General features: G+C 40.2%; 15 protein-coding genes. 11 read left to right on the top strand and 4 right to left on the bottom strand.

The genetic code is table 11. From position 1 onward, the window contains the following. The first annotated feature begins 90 nt into the window (after window positions 1-90). Both IL355_RS01720 and IL355_RS01715 read left to right on the top strand, forming a co-directional pair. Window positions 91-744, top strand: coding sequence for a CoA transferase subunit B (locus IL355_RS01720; protein ID WP_192460478.1), 654 nt, complete (start codon window positions 91-93; stop codon window positions 742-744). Between the two features lie 389 nt (window positions 745-1,133). Beyond that, window positions 1,134-1,667 (top strand): GNAT family N-acetyltransferase, encoded by a 534-nt coding sequence (locus IL355_RS01715; RefSeq protein WP_192460477.1) that lies wholly within the window; start codon window positions 1,134-1,136, stop codon window positions 1,665-1,667. A gap of 1 nt (window position 1,668) precedes the next feature. Here the strand turns inward: IL355_RS01715 and IL355_RS01710 are convergent, their stop codons facing one another. Beyond that, complete coding sequence (locus IL355_RS01710; RefSeq protein WP_192460476.1) at window positions 1,669-2,829, bottom strand: methionine aminotransferase; 1,161 nt, start codon at window positions 2,827-2,829, stop codon at window positions 1,669-1,671. Between the two features lie 105 nt (window positions 2,830-2,934). Here IL355_RS01710 and IL355_RS01705 point away from each other — a divergent pair, with 105 nt between their 5' ends. Further along, on the top strand, window positions 2,935-3,909 hold the full coding sequence (locus IL355_RS01705; protein ID WP_192460475.1) for a ThuA domain-containing protein: 975 nt from the start codon (window positions 2,935-2,937) through the stop codon (window positions 3,907-3,909). Beyond that, the gene (locus tag IL355_RS01700; RefSeq protein WP_192460474.1) at window positions 3,910-4,299 is read left to right on the top strand and encodes a DUF2721 domain-containing protein; all 390 of its coding nucleotides are present in this window, start codon (window positions 3,910-3,912) and stop codon (window positions 4,297-4,299) included. It begins immediately after the preceding gene. 146 nt (window positions 4,300-4,445) lie between these two features. On the opposite strand, the gene IL355_RS01695 is transcribed toward IL355_RS01700, so the two are convergent. Further along, window positions 4,446-5,435, bottom strand: coding sequence for a succinylglutamate desuccinylase/aspartoacylase family protein (locus IL355_RS01695; RefSeq protein ID WP_192460473.1), 990 nt, complete (start codon window positions 5,433-5,435; stop codon window positions 4,446-4,448). Beyond that, the gene (locus IL355_RS01690) at window positions 5,426-6,319 is read right to left on the bottom strand and encodes an ATP-grasp domain-containing protein (RefSeq protein WP_192460472.1); all 894 of its coding nucleotides are present in this window, start codon (window positions 6,317-6,319) and stop codon (window positions 5,426-5,428) included. The genes IL355_RS01695 and IL355_RS01690 overlap by 10 nt, the downstream gene beginning before the upstream one ends. A 319-nt stretch (window positions 6,320-6,638) precedes the next feature. Between IL355_RS01690 and IL355_RS01685 the strand changes: the two genes are divergently transcribed. The 5 genes from IL355_RS01685 (at window position 6,639) to IL355_RS01665 (ending at window position 11,307) form a co-directional block, all read left to right on the top strand. Then, window positions 6,639-7,307: a succinate dehydrogenase cytochrome b subunit gene (locus IL355_RS01685; RefSeq protein WP_187456412.1), complete on the top strand. Its 669-nt coding sequence runs from the start codon at window positions 6,639-6,641 to the stop codon at window positions 7,305-7,307. Window positions 7,308-7,311: 4 nt separating this feature from the next. Next, entirely contained in the window at window positions 7,312-9,327 is a 2,016-nt protein-coding gene (locus tag IL355_RS01680; RefSeq protein ID WP_192460471.1) for a fumarate reductase/succinate dehydrogenase flavoprotein subunit, read from the top strand. A gap of 10 nt (window positions 9,328-9,337) precedes the next feature. Then, complete coding sequence (locus IL355_RS01675; protein ID WP_187456410.1) at window positions 9,338-10,093, top strand: succinate dehydrogenase/fumarate reductase iron-sulfur subunit; 756 nt, start codon at window positions 9,338-9,340, stop codon at window positions 10,091-10,093. A 103-nt stretch (window positions 10,094-10,196) separates the two neighbouring features. Beyond that, the gene (locus IL355_RS01670; RefSeq protein WP_192460470.1) at window positions 10,197-10,667 is read left to right on the top strand and encodes a very short patch repair endonuclease; all 471 of its coding nucleotides are present in this window, start codon (window positions 10,197-10,199) and stop codon (window positions 10,665-10,667) included. 94 nt (window positions 10,668-10,761) lie between these two features. Beyond that, on the top strand, window positions 10,762-11,307 hold the full coding sequence (locus IL355_RS01665; RefSeq protein ID WP_192460469.1) for a type 1 glutamine amidotransferase domain-containing protein: 546 nt from the start codon (window positions 10,762-10,764) through the stop codon (window positions 11,305-11,307). A gap of 367 nt (window positions 11,308-11,674) precedes the next feature. Here IL355_RS01665 and IL355_RS01660 read toward each other — a convergent pair whose 3' ends face one another. Then, complete coding sequence (locus IL355_RS01660; RefSeq protein WP_192460468.1) at window positions 11,675-14,521, bottom strand: VPS10 domain-containing protein; 2,847 nt, start codon at window positions 14,519-14,521, stop codon at window positions 11,675-11,677. Window positions 14,522-14,895: 374 nt separating this feature from the next. On the opposite strand from IL355_RS01660, the gene IL355_RS01655 reads away from it, so the two are divergent. Further along, complete coding sequence (locus tag IL355_RS01655) at window positions 14,896-16,188, top strand: aminopeptidase P family protein (RefSeq protein WP_192460467.1); 1,293 nt, start codon at window positions 14,896-14,898, stop codon at window positions 16,186-16,188. 23 nt (window positions 16,189-16,211) lie between these two features. Beyond that, complete coding sequence (locus tag IL355_RS01650) at window positions 16,212-16,982, top strand: exodeoxyribonuclease III (protein WP_192460466.1); 771 nt, start codon at window positions 16,212-16,214, stop codon at window positions 16,980-16,982. Window positions 16,983-16,991 lie beyond the last annotated feature (9 nt).

The following is a 16,991-nucleotide window of genomic DNA, read 5'->3' as shown; positions in this document are numbered from 1 at the left end:
GATTTTGTTTGTCTCGAAAATTTTTTCAACGAGCGAGAAATGGTAATTGTCCCAATTTTCAAATTAACAAAGTAGAAAATTAAGAGTATCATGTTGGATAAAAACGGAATAGCAAAAAGAATAGCTAAAGAAGTAAAAGATGGTTATTATGTAAACCTCGGAATAGGTATTCCCACTTTGGTGGCCAATTTTGTGAGGGACGATATTAGTGTGGAGTTTCAAAGTGAGAACGGCGTCTTGGGCATGGGGCCGTTTCCTTTTGAGGGGGAAGAAGATGCAGACATAATCAACGCCGGTAAGCAAACCATTACCACGCTTCCGGGAGCCTCTTTTTTTGATTCGGCCACGAGTTTTGGAATGATAAGGGGGCAACATGTAGACTTAACTATTCTTGGTGCCATGGAGGTGGCAGAAAATGGCGATATAGCCAACTGGAAAATACCTGGGAAAATGGTGAAAGGTATGGGGGGTGCCATGGATTTGGTAGCTTCCGCAGAAAATATCATCGTTGCTATGATGCATACCAATAGAGCTGGAGAGTCCAAGTTGCTGAAGAAATGTTCGCTGCCCTTAACAGGAGTGGGCTGTGTGACCAAAATTGTGACCAACTTGGCCGTGATTGAAGTAACCTCAAGAGGTTTTGAATTGAAAGAAAGAGCTCCCGGAGTCTCTGTTGAGGAGATAAAAGCAGCAACAGAGGGTACATTGATTATCGAAGGTGACATCACCGAAATGACCATCTAATTCCTACATTCCTATAGTACGATTGTAAGTAGAATCTTGAATATTTTGAAAATCTAAGGGCTTGTTCATTTTCACAACAAATTTTAGGCTGTTCACAACAAGTATTTTACTACTGTTGAATTCTATTGTAGTTTTAGGATATAATTAATTGCAAGAACTACTTTATAAACCCAAATCCAATTGTAAAATTGAACTAAACCTACAGCCTATGGAAGCCCAAATGAACCAAACTAAAGAAGACATCCAAGTATATCGCTATGAATTTCTAAGCGGTATTGTGTTATTGACCAAAAAGTTATTTATGCTATAATACTTTTTGAAAGAATAAAATGTAAGAGCAATTTCCCCAAAGGTTGCTCTTTTTTTATGCCTTTTATTTAAATTGGACCATGGATGAACAGCATCGGTACCGTCTAATAAAATGTCAATCAAGTGATTTGGATAACTTGGTGAAAATTTCAAGTGAGACCTTTCGTGCTGCTTTTGAAAAGCAGAATGACCCTGTCGATTTTGAAAAGTATATGTCCGAAGCTTTTTCGGCAGATCGGTTAAAAAAGGAACTGAATCAAAAACACGCTTCTTTCTACTTTTTATGGGATGGAGATGCACTTGCAGGTTATATTAAAGTCAATGAATTTGGGGCACAATCAGATTTGAAAATTGATGAGGCCTTGGAGTTGGAGAGAATATATGTGCTGCAAAATTATCAAGGAAAGGGAATTGGAGCGCACCTGATAGAAGAAGTGAAGACCATTGCCAAGAACAGAGATAAAAATTTTATTTGGTTAGGGGTCTGGGAAGAAAATCACAGTGCCATCAAGTTCTATGAGAAAAACGGCTTCTATAAATTTGGCACTCATCCATATATAGTGGGAGATGATAAGCAAACTGATTGGTTGATGAGGTACGACCTTGCAGTTTAAATCACTTTAGACTACATAGAATCTCCGCTGCTTTTAACAAGGTCTCTTTCTTTTTGGCAAAACAGAATCGTAGAACGCCATCTTGCCGGCGGTCTATATTAAACGATGAAATGGGTATACTGGCCAATTGATGTTCTTTTATAAGCCGTTCCGCTAAAAGGTCATCGTCTTCAGAAGTAATATTTGTATAATCCAATAACTGAAAATAAGTTCCTTGGGTTGGTGTGAACTTAAATTTGGAACCGGCCAAAGCACTTAAGAACAAATCCCTTTTATCCTGATAGAATTTTCGTAGATTTAAATAGTTCGTTTCTTGTTTTAGATAGGTTGCCAAAGCATTTTGAATGGGGTGATGTATGGAATAAACTGCAAATTGATGCACTTTTCTGAACTCCGCCATTAAGTCCTTTGGGGCCACACAGTAACCAACTTTCCACCCTGTAACATGAAAGGTTTTGCCAAAGGAGGCACAAACAAAACTGCGTTGGGCCAAATCTTCAAATCTGGACGCACTTTGATGCTCATAATTGTTAAAAACAATATGTTCGTATACCTCGTCACTAATAAGTATAATGTTGGTGGGTCTCAAAATTTCTTGCAGTTGAAGCATTTCCTCTTTACTGAAGACTCTGCCACTTGGGTTGTGGGGCGTGTTGATAATCATCATTCTAGTCTTCCCTGAAATTTTTTCCTTAAGTTCAGTCCAATCCACTTGGTAATCGCCTTTGCTCATTTGAACAGGAACAGGAGTACCTCCATTGGCCAAAATGGAAGGTTCGTAACTATCGTAAGAAGGTTTAAGAATAATCACTTCGTCTCCGGGGTGTACAAAGGCAGCAATGGAGGTGTAAATAGCTTGGGTAGCACCTACGGTGATGGTAATTTCATCATCCACATGGTAGCGGGTTTTATGTAGCTTTTCAATTTTTTCCGATATGGCTTCCCGTAAACCCAAATGACCCTGCATGGGCGCATATTGATTGTATCCAAAGTGCATCGATTCATTAACTAGCCTAATAAGTTCAGGATCTATTTCAAAATTCGGAAAACCTTGTGATAGGTCGGTCGCATTATACTTTCGGGCCAATACTCCAATAGTAGAAAAAATGGTTGTCTTTACTTCCGGAAGTTTGCTTTTTGGTGGTTTAATTCTCACGTTCATAATTCGGCAAAGAGAAAGTGAATTTACAACGAATCACCTAGATTGTTCCCTCTTACTATAAATTCTTCTAGGTAATCTATTATATTTATAGGGCAAAAATGAAATATGAAGACTCAACCACGTATTATTCTCACAGTTTTGGCCACTATGATTTGTAGCCTCGGTATTTCCCAATCCTCAGAAAAATCAATTAAAACGCTTATTGTAGATGGGCAAAACAATCACGAACATTGGCCTAAGATTACATATATGTTAAAGGCGGAAATGGAGAAAACAGGGTTGTTTTCTGTGGATGTCGCCCGTTCTGCCTACACCTGGCAGGGAGAACAATTTTTAGAAGATTATAGTATTGCAGGAACGGAAGGAACTGAAGCTTTTGAGAAACCCAAGGCGGATCCTGCTTACGCACCAAAATTCTCAAAATACGATTTGATTGTCTGTAATTTTGGATGGAATGCCGCACCATGGCCAGAGGAAACCAAAAAAGAGTTTGAAAAGTTTATCAAAAAAGGGGGCGGACTTGTCGTTTTTCATGCCGCTGATAACTCCTTTCCTGAATGGGAAGCCTACAACCAAATGATTGGACTAGGTGGATGGGGAGACAGAAACGAAAAAGACGGTCCGTACGTATATTACAACGATGAAGGAAAATTGATAAGGGATAATTCTCCCGGTCATGCCGGTTCCCATGGTCCACAACATGAATACCAGATTCAGGTTCGCAATTTTGACCACCCCATTACAAAAGGTATGCCCAAAAAATGGTTGCATGCCAAAGATGAACTCTATGATTGTTTAAGAGGCCCTGCCGAAAATATGGAAGTTTTGGCAACCGCTTATTCTTCGGAAGAGTATAAAGGTACGGCTAGGCACGAACCAGCTTTAATGGTATTGAATTATGGCAAAGGCCGAATTTTCCACAATATCATGGGCCATGCCGATTATTCTGTTGAGAGCGTTGGTTTTATGGTGAGTATGTTACGGGGCAGCGAATGGGCCGCCACAGGAAAGGTGACCCAAGAAATTCCGGATAACTTTCCAACGGCAGAAAAGTCAAGTTCTGTAAAATTCCTAGAGTAGATGGAATTGACCCTTAGCATTCCGGCACTTTTATTCCCGGCCATCTCCTTGACTATGTTGGCCTACAATGCGAGGTATTTGGCCATTGCGGCCTTGATCAGGCAATTGCACCAAAAATACCAAGAAACAGAATCGGGCACCATAGCATTACAAGTTAGAAAACTCCGAAAACGGCTGACCATCATCAAAAACATGCAGGCCACCGCTATCTTTAGTTTTTTATTGGCGGTTATCACCATGTCGTTAATTTATATCGAACAGCGATTTTGGGCCAATCTGGTTTTTGGTATCAGTCTGTTGGCTTTAATGGTCAGTTTAGTATTATCATTTATCGAAGTACAGCTATCAACGAAGGCCCTTTCCATTCAGTTGGAAGATATGGAGGGTTGAAAATATCTAAGTGAGCTACAATCATTCAAACCGACTAACGAGTCGGTGTAGGCAGTTCTTAAAGTGGATGCAAAGTCCTGTAAAACGGGACTAAGCTAGACTTAAAATCGGTAAACGGCACAAACGATGAAAAATTGCTGAGTTCCTCAGTTAAGAACATACTGATCAGTCTGTTGCATTTTCTTTCCAATATGAAAAAGAGCATCGCCTTGGTTCACTACGGCCTGATGATTTATACAAATAACCACTCCATCATAAGGAGCTTTTATCTTTTTGGTTCGTTTGGCAAAAGTGTCCGAAACCAATCCCATTAATTCACCACTTTTTATAGGGCCGCCATTTTTAACTTTAGGTACAAACATTCCGGCAGTGGGAGCACGTAGCCATTTTCGATCCTCTAAATAAAGTGAGCTCGGTGGTTTTATTTTAATTTCCGTTTCCGTCATTCCAAAATGTTTAAGGATATTTAAAACTCCTTGGATTCCTTCTGAAATGGAAAAATCATCAAATCGCATACTTTCACCTGCTTCGTACACGATGATCGGTTTGTTAAGGTTAAATGCCGTTTTTCTAAAGGAGCCTTTAATTAGACTGGAAGGAAAACATAACGGGGCATTGAATAACTTAGCTAGCTCCCTACTATTTTTGTCTTCTTGGGTAAATCTTATTTGAGGAAAGTTATGTCTTTGTCCTCCACCAGTATGTAGGTCAATGCCAAAATCTATATGCGGAAGTATTTCACGGGTATAATGAAAAGCTATTCTACTGGCCATAGAACCTGATTTAGTCCCCGGAAAACTTCTATTCACATCCTTCCCATCTGGTACGTCCCTAGAAAAATGTATAAAACCAAAAATATTAAGAATGGGCACTGCAATAACAGCTCCTTTTGAGACCTGCAATTGCTTTTCGGCCAGCATTCTTCTTACCACTTCTACACCGTTTACCTCATCTCCATGTAATCCCGCCTGAACCAAGACAACGGGACCGGGTTTTTTTGCATTGAACACATATACCGGTATATCGATTAGTGTTCCGGTTGGCAGTCGGTCAATACTTATGTTTACAAGCTTATTTTGACCTGGCTTTACGGTAGTGCCCCCAATGGTAATCTCCTTATTGTGGTTTATCTCCATCGTTTCTTTTTGCAATTTTTTTCTACGTAAAGAACAATTTCCCTTGCTACATTTATTCCTGTGGCAGCCTCAATACCTCGTAGTCCTGGGGAGGCGTTGACTTCTATCAATAAAGGGCCTTTATTGGATCTTATAAGGTCAACTCCTGCAACTCCCAGCCCTATATGTTTGGCCGCGTTAATGGCAATTTCCTCTTCTTTTTTGGTGAGTTTTATTTTTTCTGTTTTACCGCCCCTGTGCACATTGCTTCTAAATTCATCTTGGGAACTTATGCGCTTCATACTTGCTACCACTTTATCGCCCACCACAAAAATGCGAATGTCCTCACCATTGCTTTCCGCTATATATTTCTGGAGTAAAATGCTGGTATCCATTTTATAGAACGTATCAATAATGGATTTTGCAGACTTTTGGGATTCGGCAAGAATAACGCCCAAACCGTGGGTCCCTTCTTGGATTTTTATGATAACAGGTGCGCCACCAAGTATTTTTATTTGTTCCTCAATAGTATCAGGGTCAATGGAAAATAAGGTTTCAGGAATGGGAATACCCTTTTGTGACATAAGCTGCAGGGACCTTATCTTATTTCTCGCCCTTGCAATGCTCAGTGATCGTGCGGAACTAAACGTACCATTAATTTCAAATTGTTTAACAATGGCTACTCCGTGCTTGGTTACTTTAGCGCCAATTCTAGGAATGATAGCATCAAATTCGTTGGTGATATTTTCTTCCCTTAAATAAATTGCGGGAGATTCGCCACCAAGTTTTACTGAGCATTGGGTATGGTCAACCTGTTCAATATAATGGCCTAGGTTTTGAGCTTCTTGGGCTATTCTTTGCGTTGAATAAACGTTATTGCTCACGGAGAGCAGGGCAATATCCATGCTTATGTGCTAGTTGATTTTGAACGTTCTAAAAATACAATTTGTTACGGATTGTTATTCGTAGAATGGTAAAATAGGTCTTAAATAGATGAAATTAAGATAATTGAGAGGTTTTAGGAGGCTATAATTTTATTTGGTTAGATGTGTTATTGTTTAATTTTTTACCTCAAAAAGCGGTGTTTTTTATAGAGAGATTAAACAGCTAAAACGTCTTGATTATAATGGGTCTAAATAACCTTGGATACCGCGTTCAAAGTTTGTTAAAGCGGCGTCTATGAACTATTTTTGTAGACGGTCTAAAACTAATTGAAACTTAATAATGAGCGGATTGATAAAATCTTCGATAGCCCGAAAAGTCGTTATGGCCTTATCGGGTCTTTTTTTGGTCTTTTTTCTGGCCCAACACTTTACCATAAACATTACATCGGTCATTGCGCCCGATACCTTTAACGAGTGGTCCCATTTTATGGGCTACAACGGATTGGTGCAATTTGTACTTCAGCCCATATTAATTGCAGGGGTGATAGTTCATTTTGTTATGGGAATTGCCTTGGAAATTAAAAACAACAATGCAAGGGCCATCAAATACAACAAGTACAACGGAAGTGCCAATGCCTCTTGGATGTCAAGAAACATGATCATTACAGGTCTTGTAGTGTTGGCGTTCCTGGGTCTTCATTTTTATGATTTTTGGGTACATGAAATGAGCTATAAATACATTGCGGGTAACCCAGAAGACCCTACAAGGTATTATGAGGAAACGGTTGAAAAGTTTGAACCTTTTTGGCGTACGGTTATCTATGTAATTTCCTTTGTCCTATTGGCATTGCACCTTTGGCATGGATTTGCTTCCTCATTTCAAAGTATGGGTGTGAACAATAAATACAAATCGGCCATACAAACTTTTACAAAAGTATATGCGATTGTTATTCCTTTGGGATTCATATTTATCGCTTTATACCATCATCTTAACCCAATAACACATTAAATATATGGCAGTATTGGATTCTAAAGTACCTAAAGGTCCATTGAAAGATAAGTGGACAAACCATAAAAATCATATTAATCTTGTTAACCCTGCCAATAAGCGTCTTATAGACGTAATTGTGGTGGGTACAGGTCTTGCTGGCGGTTCTGCCTCCGCTACTTTGGCAGAATTGGGCTATAACGTGAAGGCGTTTTGTTATCAAGATTCCCCAAGGAGAGCACATTCCATTGCTGCTCAAGGGGGAATTAACGCTGCAAAGAACTATCAGGGAGATGGCGACTCCACTTACAGATTGTTTTATGATACTGTAAAAGGGGGTGACTACCGCTCACGGGAAGCCAATGTTTACCGTTTGGCGGAAGTTTCAGCGAATATAATTGACCAATGCGTGGCCCAAGGGGTTCCATTCGCCCGTGACTACGGTGGTCTTCTGGATAACCGTTCTTTTGGAGGGGTATTGGTTTCAAGAACTTTCTACGCCAAGGGGCAAACAGGTCAGCAATTGCTACTAGGGGCCTATTCGGCCATGAACAGGCAAATAGCCCGTGGTAAGATTGAAATGTTCAACCGTCATGAAATGCTTGATGTTGTAAAGATTGACGGAAAGGCACGAGGAATTATTGCCCGTAACCTAGTGACCGGTGAAATTGAGCGCCACTCGGCTCACGCCGTAGTGATAGCTTCTGGTGGTTATGGAAATGTTTTCTTCCTTTCTACCAACGCGATGGGGTCTAACGTTTCCGCGGGTTGGAAAATTCATAAAAAGGGGGCTTTCTTTGCCAATCCTTGTTATACTCAAATACACCCAACCTGTATACCTCGTTCTGGGGATTACCAGTCCAAATTGACACTAATGTCGGAGTCCCTTCGGAATGATGGTCGTATTTGGGTTCCCAAAAATATGGAAGATGTAAAAGCTATTAGGGAGGGGCGTAAGAAACCAACAGATCTTTCTGAGGAAGAAAGAGACTACTACTTGGAGAGACGTTATCCTGCCTTTGGTAACCTTGTACCTAGAGATGTTGCTTCTAGGGCAGCAAAGGAGCGTTGTGATGCCGGCTACGGAGTAAATGCTACAGGGGAGGCGGTATATTTGGATTTTGCTTCGGCAATTACCCGTTATGGTAAGGAACAGGCAAAAATTCAGAATATCAGCAATCCATCGGCCTCTAAAATATATGATTTAGGTAAAGCAATCGTAGAGGCAAAATATGGAAACTTGTTTCAGATGTACGAGAAAATCGTCGATGAAAATCCGTATGAAACCCCAATGATGATTTATCCTGCGGTGCACTATACCATGGGTGGCGTTTGGGTAGATTATAACCTAATGACTACCGTACCCGGCCTATATTGTATTGGGGAGGCGAATTTCTCCGATCATGGTGCCAACCGGTTGGGAGCTTCGGCATTGATGCAAGGACTTGCAGATGGGTATTTTGTTTTGCCATATACGATTGGGGATTACCTGTCAGGTGATATTAGAACGGGTAGAATTTCAACCGAAGGCCCGGAGTTTGAAGAAGCTGAGAAGGAAGTAAGAGAACGCTTGAGCTTTTTCGTGAATAACAAGGGCGAACATTCTGTTGACTATTACCACAAGAAATTGGGTAATATCATGTGGGAGAAATGCGGTATGTCCAGAAACGCTCAAGGTCTTAAAGAGGCTATAGCAGAGATAAAGGAATTGCGTGAAGACTTCTGGAAAAATGTCTCCGTTCCCGGGAAAATGGATGAGCTAAATCCAGAATTGGAGAAAGCCGGTAGAGTAGCAGATTTCTTGGAGTTAGGTGAACTGTTTGCCAAGGATGCACTTGTTAGGGAGGAATCTTGTGGAGGTCATTTTAGGGAAGAATCCGTAGAGCTTGATGGTGAGCAAAAAGGAGAGGCCAAGCGTAATGACGAGGACTTTGCTTTTGTTTCCGCTTGGGAATATACAGGAGAACCTGCCGATGCGGTTTTACACAAAGAAGAATTAGAATTTAACGATATCGAACTGAAACAACGTTCGTACAAATAAAATTAAGGATATGAGCAACATGAATCTTACACTTAAAATTTGGAGGCAAAAAGACTCAAAAAGTAAGGGTAAAATGGTTGATTATAAAGTATCCGATATTTCTGAGCACATGTCTTTCTTGGAAATGATGGATGTTTTAAATGAACAGCTTATAAACAAAGGAGAAGACCCGGTAGCTTTCGATCACGACTGTCGCGAAGGTATCTGTGGTATGTGTTCCATGTTCATTAACGGAGAGGCACACGGCCCTGATAGGGGAGTGACCACTTGCCAATTGCACATGCGTATGTTCAAGGATGGAGACACTATCACCATAGAACCGTTTAGGGCCAAAGCTTTTCCTGTAATGAAAGATTTGGTGGTAGACAGGTCCTCCTTTGATCGCATACAACATGCGGGAGGCTACATTTCCGTGAATACTTCCGGAAACACACAAGATGCGAACGCATTGCCCATTGCAAAGGAAGCAGCGGATAAAGCAATGGATGCCGCTACTTGTATTGGATGTGGTGCGTGTGTGGCTACCTGTAAAAATGCTTCGGCGATGTTATTTGTTGGAGCCAAGGTTTCCCAATACGCCTTATTGCCACAAGGGCAAGTAGAGGCCACGGAAAGGGTTCAGAATATGGTAAAGCAAATGGATTTGGAAGGTTTTGGTAACTGTACCAATACTGGTGCCTGTGAGGTAGAATGCCCAAAAGGCATTTCCTTGGAGACCATTGCACGCATGAACCGAGAGTATTTAACTGCTAGTATAAAAGGATAGCAAACCCAAGGGTTGATTCTCATGAATCAATTTCTTTAGTTAACAGGATAAAATCAATCCCGTATTCCAATGAAAGGAATGCGGGATTTTTTTATTTTAAAGCATGTCAAAGAAATATCCTGAAGAACGTATTAAGGTTCCACGTTTTAATGAGGAGTCTGGTTTTTATACGACACCCAAGCGTTCCAAAATAATGAGTAAGATCCGCGGTAAGAATACCAAACCTGAACTTGCTTTTAGAAAGGCACTTTATGCAGCGGGATACAGATACCGGGTTGATTATAAGAAGCTGATCGGGAAGCCGGACATCGTCCTGAAAAAATATAGAACCGTCATCTTTATTGATGGGGAGTATTGGCATGGTTTCAATTGGGAAGAGCGTAAACCCAAGATTAAGACCAATCGGGAATTTTGGATTGCTAAAATTGAAAGGAACATGCAAAGGGATGCTGAGGTAAATGAAGAATTAGACAGACAAGGCTATAAAGTTTTTAGGTTTTGGGAAACGGAAATAAAGAAAGAACTAGATCGATGCCTAAAAGAAGTATTGGTGCACCTACAGCTTCAGCAATAGAGCAAATATCCTCTTGTTTACCGTTGATCCGGGCGGCCTTAGCGGGGTATATTTGTAATGTAATTAATTATTAATCATATAAAACAATATACAAATGAAGAGGATAGCAATTTTAGCTACAAATGGATTTGAAGAAAGTGAATTGAAGTCGCCAAAAGAAGCGATGGAAAAAGAAGGATTTAACGTAGAAATCGTAAGTCCGGAAGCTGGAGAAATTAAAGGATGGGCCGATGGAAACTGGTCAAATTCCTATAAAGTTGATAAAACGTTGGATCAAGTTAGTGCGAACGATTATAATGCCCTGATGTTACCGGGCGGTGTAATCAATCCTGATATGTTAAGGAGAAACGAAGACGCTCTGGTATTCGTGAGAGACTTTTTCAAACAAGAAAAGCCTGTAGCGGCCATTTGCCACGCACCACAAATCTTAATCAGTGCCGACGTAGTAAAAGGAAGAAAATTAACATCTTTCAGTTCCATCAAAGACGACTTGGTAAATGCCGGTGCCAATTGGGTAGACCAAGAGGTTGTAGTAGACCAAGGCTTTGTAACCAGTAGAAATCCGAACGATTTACCTGCTTTTAACGATAAGTTGATTGAGGAAATCAAAGAAGGTAAGCATGAAGAACAACATGCATAATTGAAACATTCCAAATCTTAATAATCCCGGCCCCCCGCCGGGATTTTTTTTGTTTCATACTTTCAACTTTGATAAAAAAAGATACCGTTCATCGAAGAAAAAAATCATACCCCTTTTTCACCACAGAGATGGCATACTTCACAACATAAATTTAGGTAGCTCAAATGGATGCCTTAGTTTTACATTGTAATTAAGTGATAGAGCAATCCCAAATCGCACTTTGAACTTAACCTAATTAGTTTTAAACCCAAACTTAAAACTAGAACCTACAAAAGATTATCCGACCCAAATCGGAACCAAATTAACCTTGTACCTACTTAACAAAAAATGGCCCTTGCAAAAGGGCTTTTTTTATTTTAAGTCAATGTTACTTGATCTCAAATGTTCCATGAGTCTTATAATTTTTATTCGAAAGGTGAACCGTATAGCTCCCTTTGGGCAGGTAGGTTTTGCCATCTTCGCTCGTTGATCGAGCATCTTTTGTTTTCTTTTGATAGTGGGCTTTTCCACTTTCCGAAAAAGCCAGGTCGTAAGAGAGAATATTTATCCCTTTATCGGCATCCGTTTCAGTAAAACTAACGGTAATGTTCTGTTCGTTTTTTACGGCAACGGAAATTTTGGAGTCTTGCTTTGAATAAAACGTGATGTCAAGGCCCGGGGTGTTGGCCCTTTGCCATGTTCCGGATGCTTTACCCCAATTATTGGAGTGTTCTATGGTGTCCAATTCAAAAATAAATAGCTCCTTTTCAAAAACTTCTTTGGATAGTTTTTGTAGATGTTTTATATCGGCCAAATAGATGCTACGTCCATGGCTCCCCACCAAAAGATGCTTTTCCTTAGTTTGAATGACCAAATCGTGAATGGCCACTGATGGTATCCCCTTTTTTAGCGCTTCCCAAGATGAACCTTGATCTAAAGAAGCATACAGTCCGTTATCGGTACCTACAAAAAGCAGCTGTTCGTTCTCTAAATCCTCCACGAAAGCATTTACGGGTGAACTTGGAATAGTTCCCGAAATATCCGTCCAAGTTTGCCCATAATCCTCACTTTTAAAAAGGTAGGTGGTAAAATCATCCCAGCGATAGCCGTTCAAGGCCAAGTAAACTCTTTCCTTTTTGTGTTTGGACGCCACAATCCTACTGACCCATAAATTCTTGGGAAAAGTATTTGATATTAGTTCCCAATGATGTCCGCCATCTTTACTAATATGCACTAATCCATCATCACTTCCAGTATATAACAAACCAAATAGTAAAGGAGATTCAGAAATGGTGGTCAAAGTTCCATAGGCTACATTGCCCCTTTTGCCTCCTTGTGTTAAATCTATTGATATGACCTCCCAATCATCTCCTTGGTTCATGGATCTATGCAGTTTATTGCTGCCTAAGTAAAGAATATCTTGATTGTGTTCCGAAAGTAAAATAGGGGTTTGCCAATTAAAACGATATGGGACTTCGCCCAATTCATGTTTTGGCTGTATATATTTTCTAGAGTTATCCGCTCTATCGATCCGATAGTAATTGCCAAATTGATAGCCGGTATAAACAATGTTAGAATTTCTTTTGTCAATTTCAATCTGCATTCCATCCCCACCCATTAGTGATTTCCATGGATATTCGCCCATTTGATGCCATTCTACATCTTCCATGGAATTATAGGGACCTGCCCATACTCCGTTGTCCTGTAACCCTCCATAGACGTGATAGGGTTCTTTGTTATCCACATTGATAGCGTAAAATTGGCCCACCTTGGCAGAGTTGTTCTTCATCCAGTGTTCACCATCATCGTACGAAATGTTTACACCACCATCATTTCCATTAATCAAATGTCCTGGTTTATTTGGGTTGACCCATAGGGCCTGATGATCGGCGTGAACGTTTTCCTTGCTTATAGACTCAAATGTAGCGCCACCATCGGAAGATTTTAGGAGTGGCACGCCGCCAATGTAAATCTTGTCACTGTCGTTGGTATCTACTCTTATTTCCCCAAAGTAATAACCATAGCTATAATAAAAGTCGTCAATATAGTCTTGGTTCTGTTTTTTCCATGTAAGTCCGCCATCTGTACTTTTATATACCTCGGCGCCAATTACTGGAGTGTCAAAAAGCATGGAATTTGCATTTTCCAAGTATTTGGTAATATCCGCTGGTTTGGAAACACCGCTGCGGATCATTTGCTTTACATTTTCAGCTCTATATTTTTCTTGGAAGCCATTCTTTTTAAGAAATGAATTCAATTTTTTGTCATCCATCTTCAAAAATTCTTCCAAATCCATTCGCTCAAAATCCCTAGGAGCCAAACCTTTTTTGGATTTCTTATCTGTTACTTTTTCTCTATGCCCTTGATTGTCCAAAAGCGCGTATATGGTATGTTGGTCATAAACGGCTAGACCAATTCTACCAACATGGCCGCCAGTAGGAAAACCACTTCCTTCAACGGAAAGTTTTTTCCAATTTTGACCTCCATCCGTACTTTTATAGATTCCTGAATTGGGCCCATTGCCCAAAAAATCCCATGCCTTTCTGTCCTTTTCCCAAGCTGCGGCATAAATGACATTAAAATTGTTTGGAGTGGAGGCCAAGTCAATAATTCCGGTATCCTTATTAATGAATAAGGTCTGTTTCCACGTTTTTCCACCATCGCTGGTCTTATAAATGCCACGTTGCTCATTGCTGGAATATAAATGGCCGGTAACACCTACAATTACCTCGTTCTCGTTTTCTGGGTTGATTAAAATATGTCCAATATGGTGGGAGTCTTCCAAACCTACATGGTGCCAGGTACGGCCAAAATCCGAGGACTTTAAAACTCCTATACCTGCGTAAGATGATCTAGAGGCATTGTTTTCTCCTGTCCCGACCCAAATGGTTTTGCTAGGCCAGTGTACCGCTATATCACCCATATTTTGTGTAGGGGTCTCATCCATGAGAGGGGTAAAGGAAGTGCCATTGTTTTGGGTATACCATAGCCCCCCAGAAGCGTAGGCAACCAGAAATTCAGTTGGGTCTTTGGGGTTTACATCTAAGTCTACTACTCTCCCGCTCATAATACTTGGGCCAATACTCTTCAAAGGAATATTCTTGAGCAAGCTTTGTTCTTCCATCTTTAATTTGGCTTGCAACGAGTTTTTCAGCTGCTCCGAACTAGTTGGAGAAGGCTGTGCTTGAGCAGCCAGAATAGAAGCAAAAAATAGGAGTGGAAGTAAGGTCCTCATAAGGTTCAGTCTTTCAGAATTTTAGGGATAAGAGACATATGCTTTATTCATTTAAAGCTTAAAAATAAACGGAAGGGTTTTGTACAACAACTTAATATTTTGTTAATTTAGGCCTAACAAAGAAAAACTACCTCAAACTAGAAGAATAACATAACCAACTTTAATTGAGAGGGAGAGGCCTAGAAATAGGCCTCTTTTTTTGTGGTTCAAAGTTCCCCCTCACAATGTAAATTAAGATACCTATATTCTTTGTTCTTTTCTTAAATCCCTACTTTTGAAAAATGTGAATACGCTGAAAAGAATATGCAGTTATTAGCTGTAGGTTCACTTTTTAGAGAGCCATTTCAGCTGTTTTAAATCAAAATAAAATCTCTATGAAATACGAGCAAATAAGTAATTCCTTGTTCATCAAGAACCGAAGCAAATTCATGGCCCAAATGAAGCCAAAAAGCATTGCGGTTTTTAATTCCAATGATATTTATCCAATTGGGGCAGACAGCGTAATGCCCTTTGAGCAACATAGGGATTTATTTTATCTCTCAGGAGCGGATCAGGAGGAAACCCGTTTGTTACTTTTTCCTGATGCGATGAATAAAAATCACAGGGAAATACTATTTGTAAGAGAGACCAACCCGCATATAGCAGTCTGGGAAGGTGAAAAACTAACCAAGGAAAAGGCTACCGAAGTTTCAGGAATTGAAACGGTCTATTGGCTTCAGGATTTTGAAAAGATTTTCTTTGATTTGATGACAGAGGCAGATACTATTTACTTCAATACCAATGAACACTATAGGCAAGCTGTAGAAACCCAAACTAGAGAAGACCGTTTTATTTTAGATTGCAAACAGAAGTTCCCGGCCCATCAGGTAGCTAAAAGCAATCCTATTCTCCAAAAAATTCGAGGGATAAAGGAGCCTGAAGAAATAGAATTGATGCAGACGGCCTGTAATATTACCGAAAAAGGGTTTAGAAGGGTACTGGAATTTGTAGAGCCCGGGGTTTGGGAATATGAAATAGAAGCGGAGCTGTTGCATCAGTTCGTGCGCAACCGCTCCAAAGGATTTGCATACCCACCCATAATCGCGGCGGGGAATAATGCCAATGTCTTGCACTACTTGGAAAACAATAAACGTTGTCTTGATGGTCAAATGATTTTGATGGACACGGCGGCCGAATATGCCAACTATTCCAGCGACCTTACAAGGACCATTCCGGTAAACGGTAAATTTACCCCTAGGCAGAAACAGGTATATGAAGCTGTACTTAGGGTAAAGAACGAAGCAACCAAAATGTTGGTGCCAGGTACCGTTTGGGCAGAATACCATGTTGAATGTGGTAAATTAATGACTTCGGAATTATTGGGACTTGGTCTTTTGGACAAAGCCGATGTTCAAAATGAGAATAAGAACTGGCCTGCCTATAAAAAATATTTTATGCATGGTACGAGTCATCATATAGGCCTTAACACCCATGATTACGGGGAACTGAAATCGCCAATGGCAGCCAATATGGTATTTACCGTTGAACCGGGAATTTATATTCCTGAAGAAAAGATGGGTGTTCGTTTAGAAGATGACGTAGTTATTCAAGAAAACGGGGAACCTTTTAATCTTATGGCCAATATTCCTATCGAGGTAGCGGAGATTGAAGAGTTAATGAATAAATAGTTTTTGAAAAAAATGCAACTACAATGAAGATAGTTTCTTGGAACGTAAATGGGATTAGGGCTTCGGTAAAGAAAGGTTTTGAGGAGGTGGTTTCCAAATTTGATGCGGATATTTTCTGTATACAGGAGACTAAAGCACAGGACGATCAGGTGTCCGAAGCTTTAAAGGAAGTAACGGGGTATGAGCTTTTCAGCAATAGCGCGGAGAAAAAAGGGTATTCCGGAACAGGAATTTTATCAAAGCAGAAACCCATTTCTTTTGGTAGCGATATGGGCATTGAGGACCATGATATGGAGGGTAGGATTTCCTATGCGGAATATGACTCTTTTTATTTGGTCAACGTATATGTGCCTAATAGTGGTAATGGACTTAAAAGATTGGATTACAGAGCTATATGGGACAATGATTTTACCCAGTATCTTTTAGCGCTTCAGAAAAAGAAACCCATTATAGTAACCGGCGATTTTAATGTGGCCCATACCGCAAATGACTTGGCTAATCCTAAAAGTAATTACAATAAAACTTCCGGATTTACCCAAGTGGAAATTGACGGATTTGAGCATATGCTGAAAACCTTAAATCTTGTGGATAGCTTTAGAACCCTTCATCCAGATACGTTTGATAAATATACTTTTTGGAGTATGCGTGGTGGGGCCCGTTCACGAAACGTAGGCTGGCGAATCGATTATTTCTTGGTGAGTGAAAATCTTTGGTCCAAGGTGAAATCGGCTGAAATCCATGATCAGGTCATGGGAAGCGATCATTGCCCAATTAGCCTCGAAATAGATATTTAATTTCCTCTA

This window comes from Euzebyella saccharophila (assembly GCF_014855495.1).
GTDB lineage: Bacteria > Bacteroidota > Bacteroidia > Flavobacteriales > Flavobacteriaceae > Euzebyella > Euzebyella saccharophila.
Note: the sequence above shows the minus strand (reverse complement) of the source record. Positions and strands in the feature narration are given on the sequence as shown.

Coding starts and splice junctions, on each gene's coding strand:
- IL355_RS01720 (WP_192460478.1), top strand. CDS start 91: ATGTTGGATAAAAACGGAATAGCAAAAAGAATAGCTAAAGAAGTAAAA.
- IL355_RS01715 (WP_192460477.1), top strand. CDS start 1,134: ATGGATGAACAGCATCGGTACCGTCTAATAAAATGTCAATCAAGTGAT.
- IL355_RS01710 (WP_192460476.1), bottom strand. CDS start 2,829: ATGAACGTGAGAATTAAACCACCAAAAAGCAAACTTCCGGAAGTAAAG.
- IL355_RS01705 (WP_192460475.1), top strand. CDS start 2,935: ATGAAGACTCAACCACGTATTATTCTCACAGTTTTGGCCACTATGATT.
- IL355_RS01700 (WP_192460474.1), top strand. CDS start 3,910: ATGGAATTGACCCTTAGCATTCCGGCACTTTTATTCCCGGCCATCTCC.
- IL355_RS01695 (WP_192460473.1), bottom strand. CDS start 5,435: ATGGAGATAAACCACAATAAGGAGATTACCATTGGGGGCACTACCGTA.
- IL355_RS01690 (WP_192460472.1), bottom strand. CDS start 6,319: ATGGATATTGCCCTGCTCTCCGTGAGCAATAACGTTTATTCAACGCAA.
- IL355_RS01685 (WP_187456412.1), top strand. CDS start 6,639: ATGAGCGGATTGATAAAATCTTCGATAGCCCGAAAAGTCGTTATGGCC.
- IL355_RS01680 (WP_192460471.1), top strand. CDS start 7,312: ATGGCAGTATTGGATTCTAAAGTACCTAAAGGTCCATTGAAAGATAAG.
- IL355_RS01675 (WP_187456410.1), top strand. CDS start 9,338: ATGAGCAACATGAATCTTACACTTAAAATTTGGAGGCAAAAAGACTCA.
- IL355_RS01670 (WP_192460470.1), top strand. CDS start 10,197: ATGTCAAAGAAATATCCTGAAGAACGTATTAAGGTTCCACGTTTTAAT.
- IL355_RS01665 (WP_192460469.1), top strand. CDS start 10,762: ATGAAGAGGATAGCAATTTTAGCTACAAATGGATTTGAAGAAAGTGAA.
- IL355_RS01660 (WP_192460468.1), bottom strand. CDS start 14,521: ATGAGGACCTTACTTCCACTCCTATTTTTTGCTTCTATTCTGGCTGCT.
- IL355_RS01655 (WP_192460467.1), top strand. CDS start 14,896: ATGAAATACGAGCAAATAAGTAATTCCTTGTTCATCAAGAACCGAAGC.
- IL355_RS01650 (WP_192460466.1), top strand. CDS start 16,212: ATGAAGATAGTTTCTTGGAACGTAAATGGGATTAGGGCTTCGGTAAAG.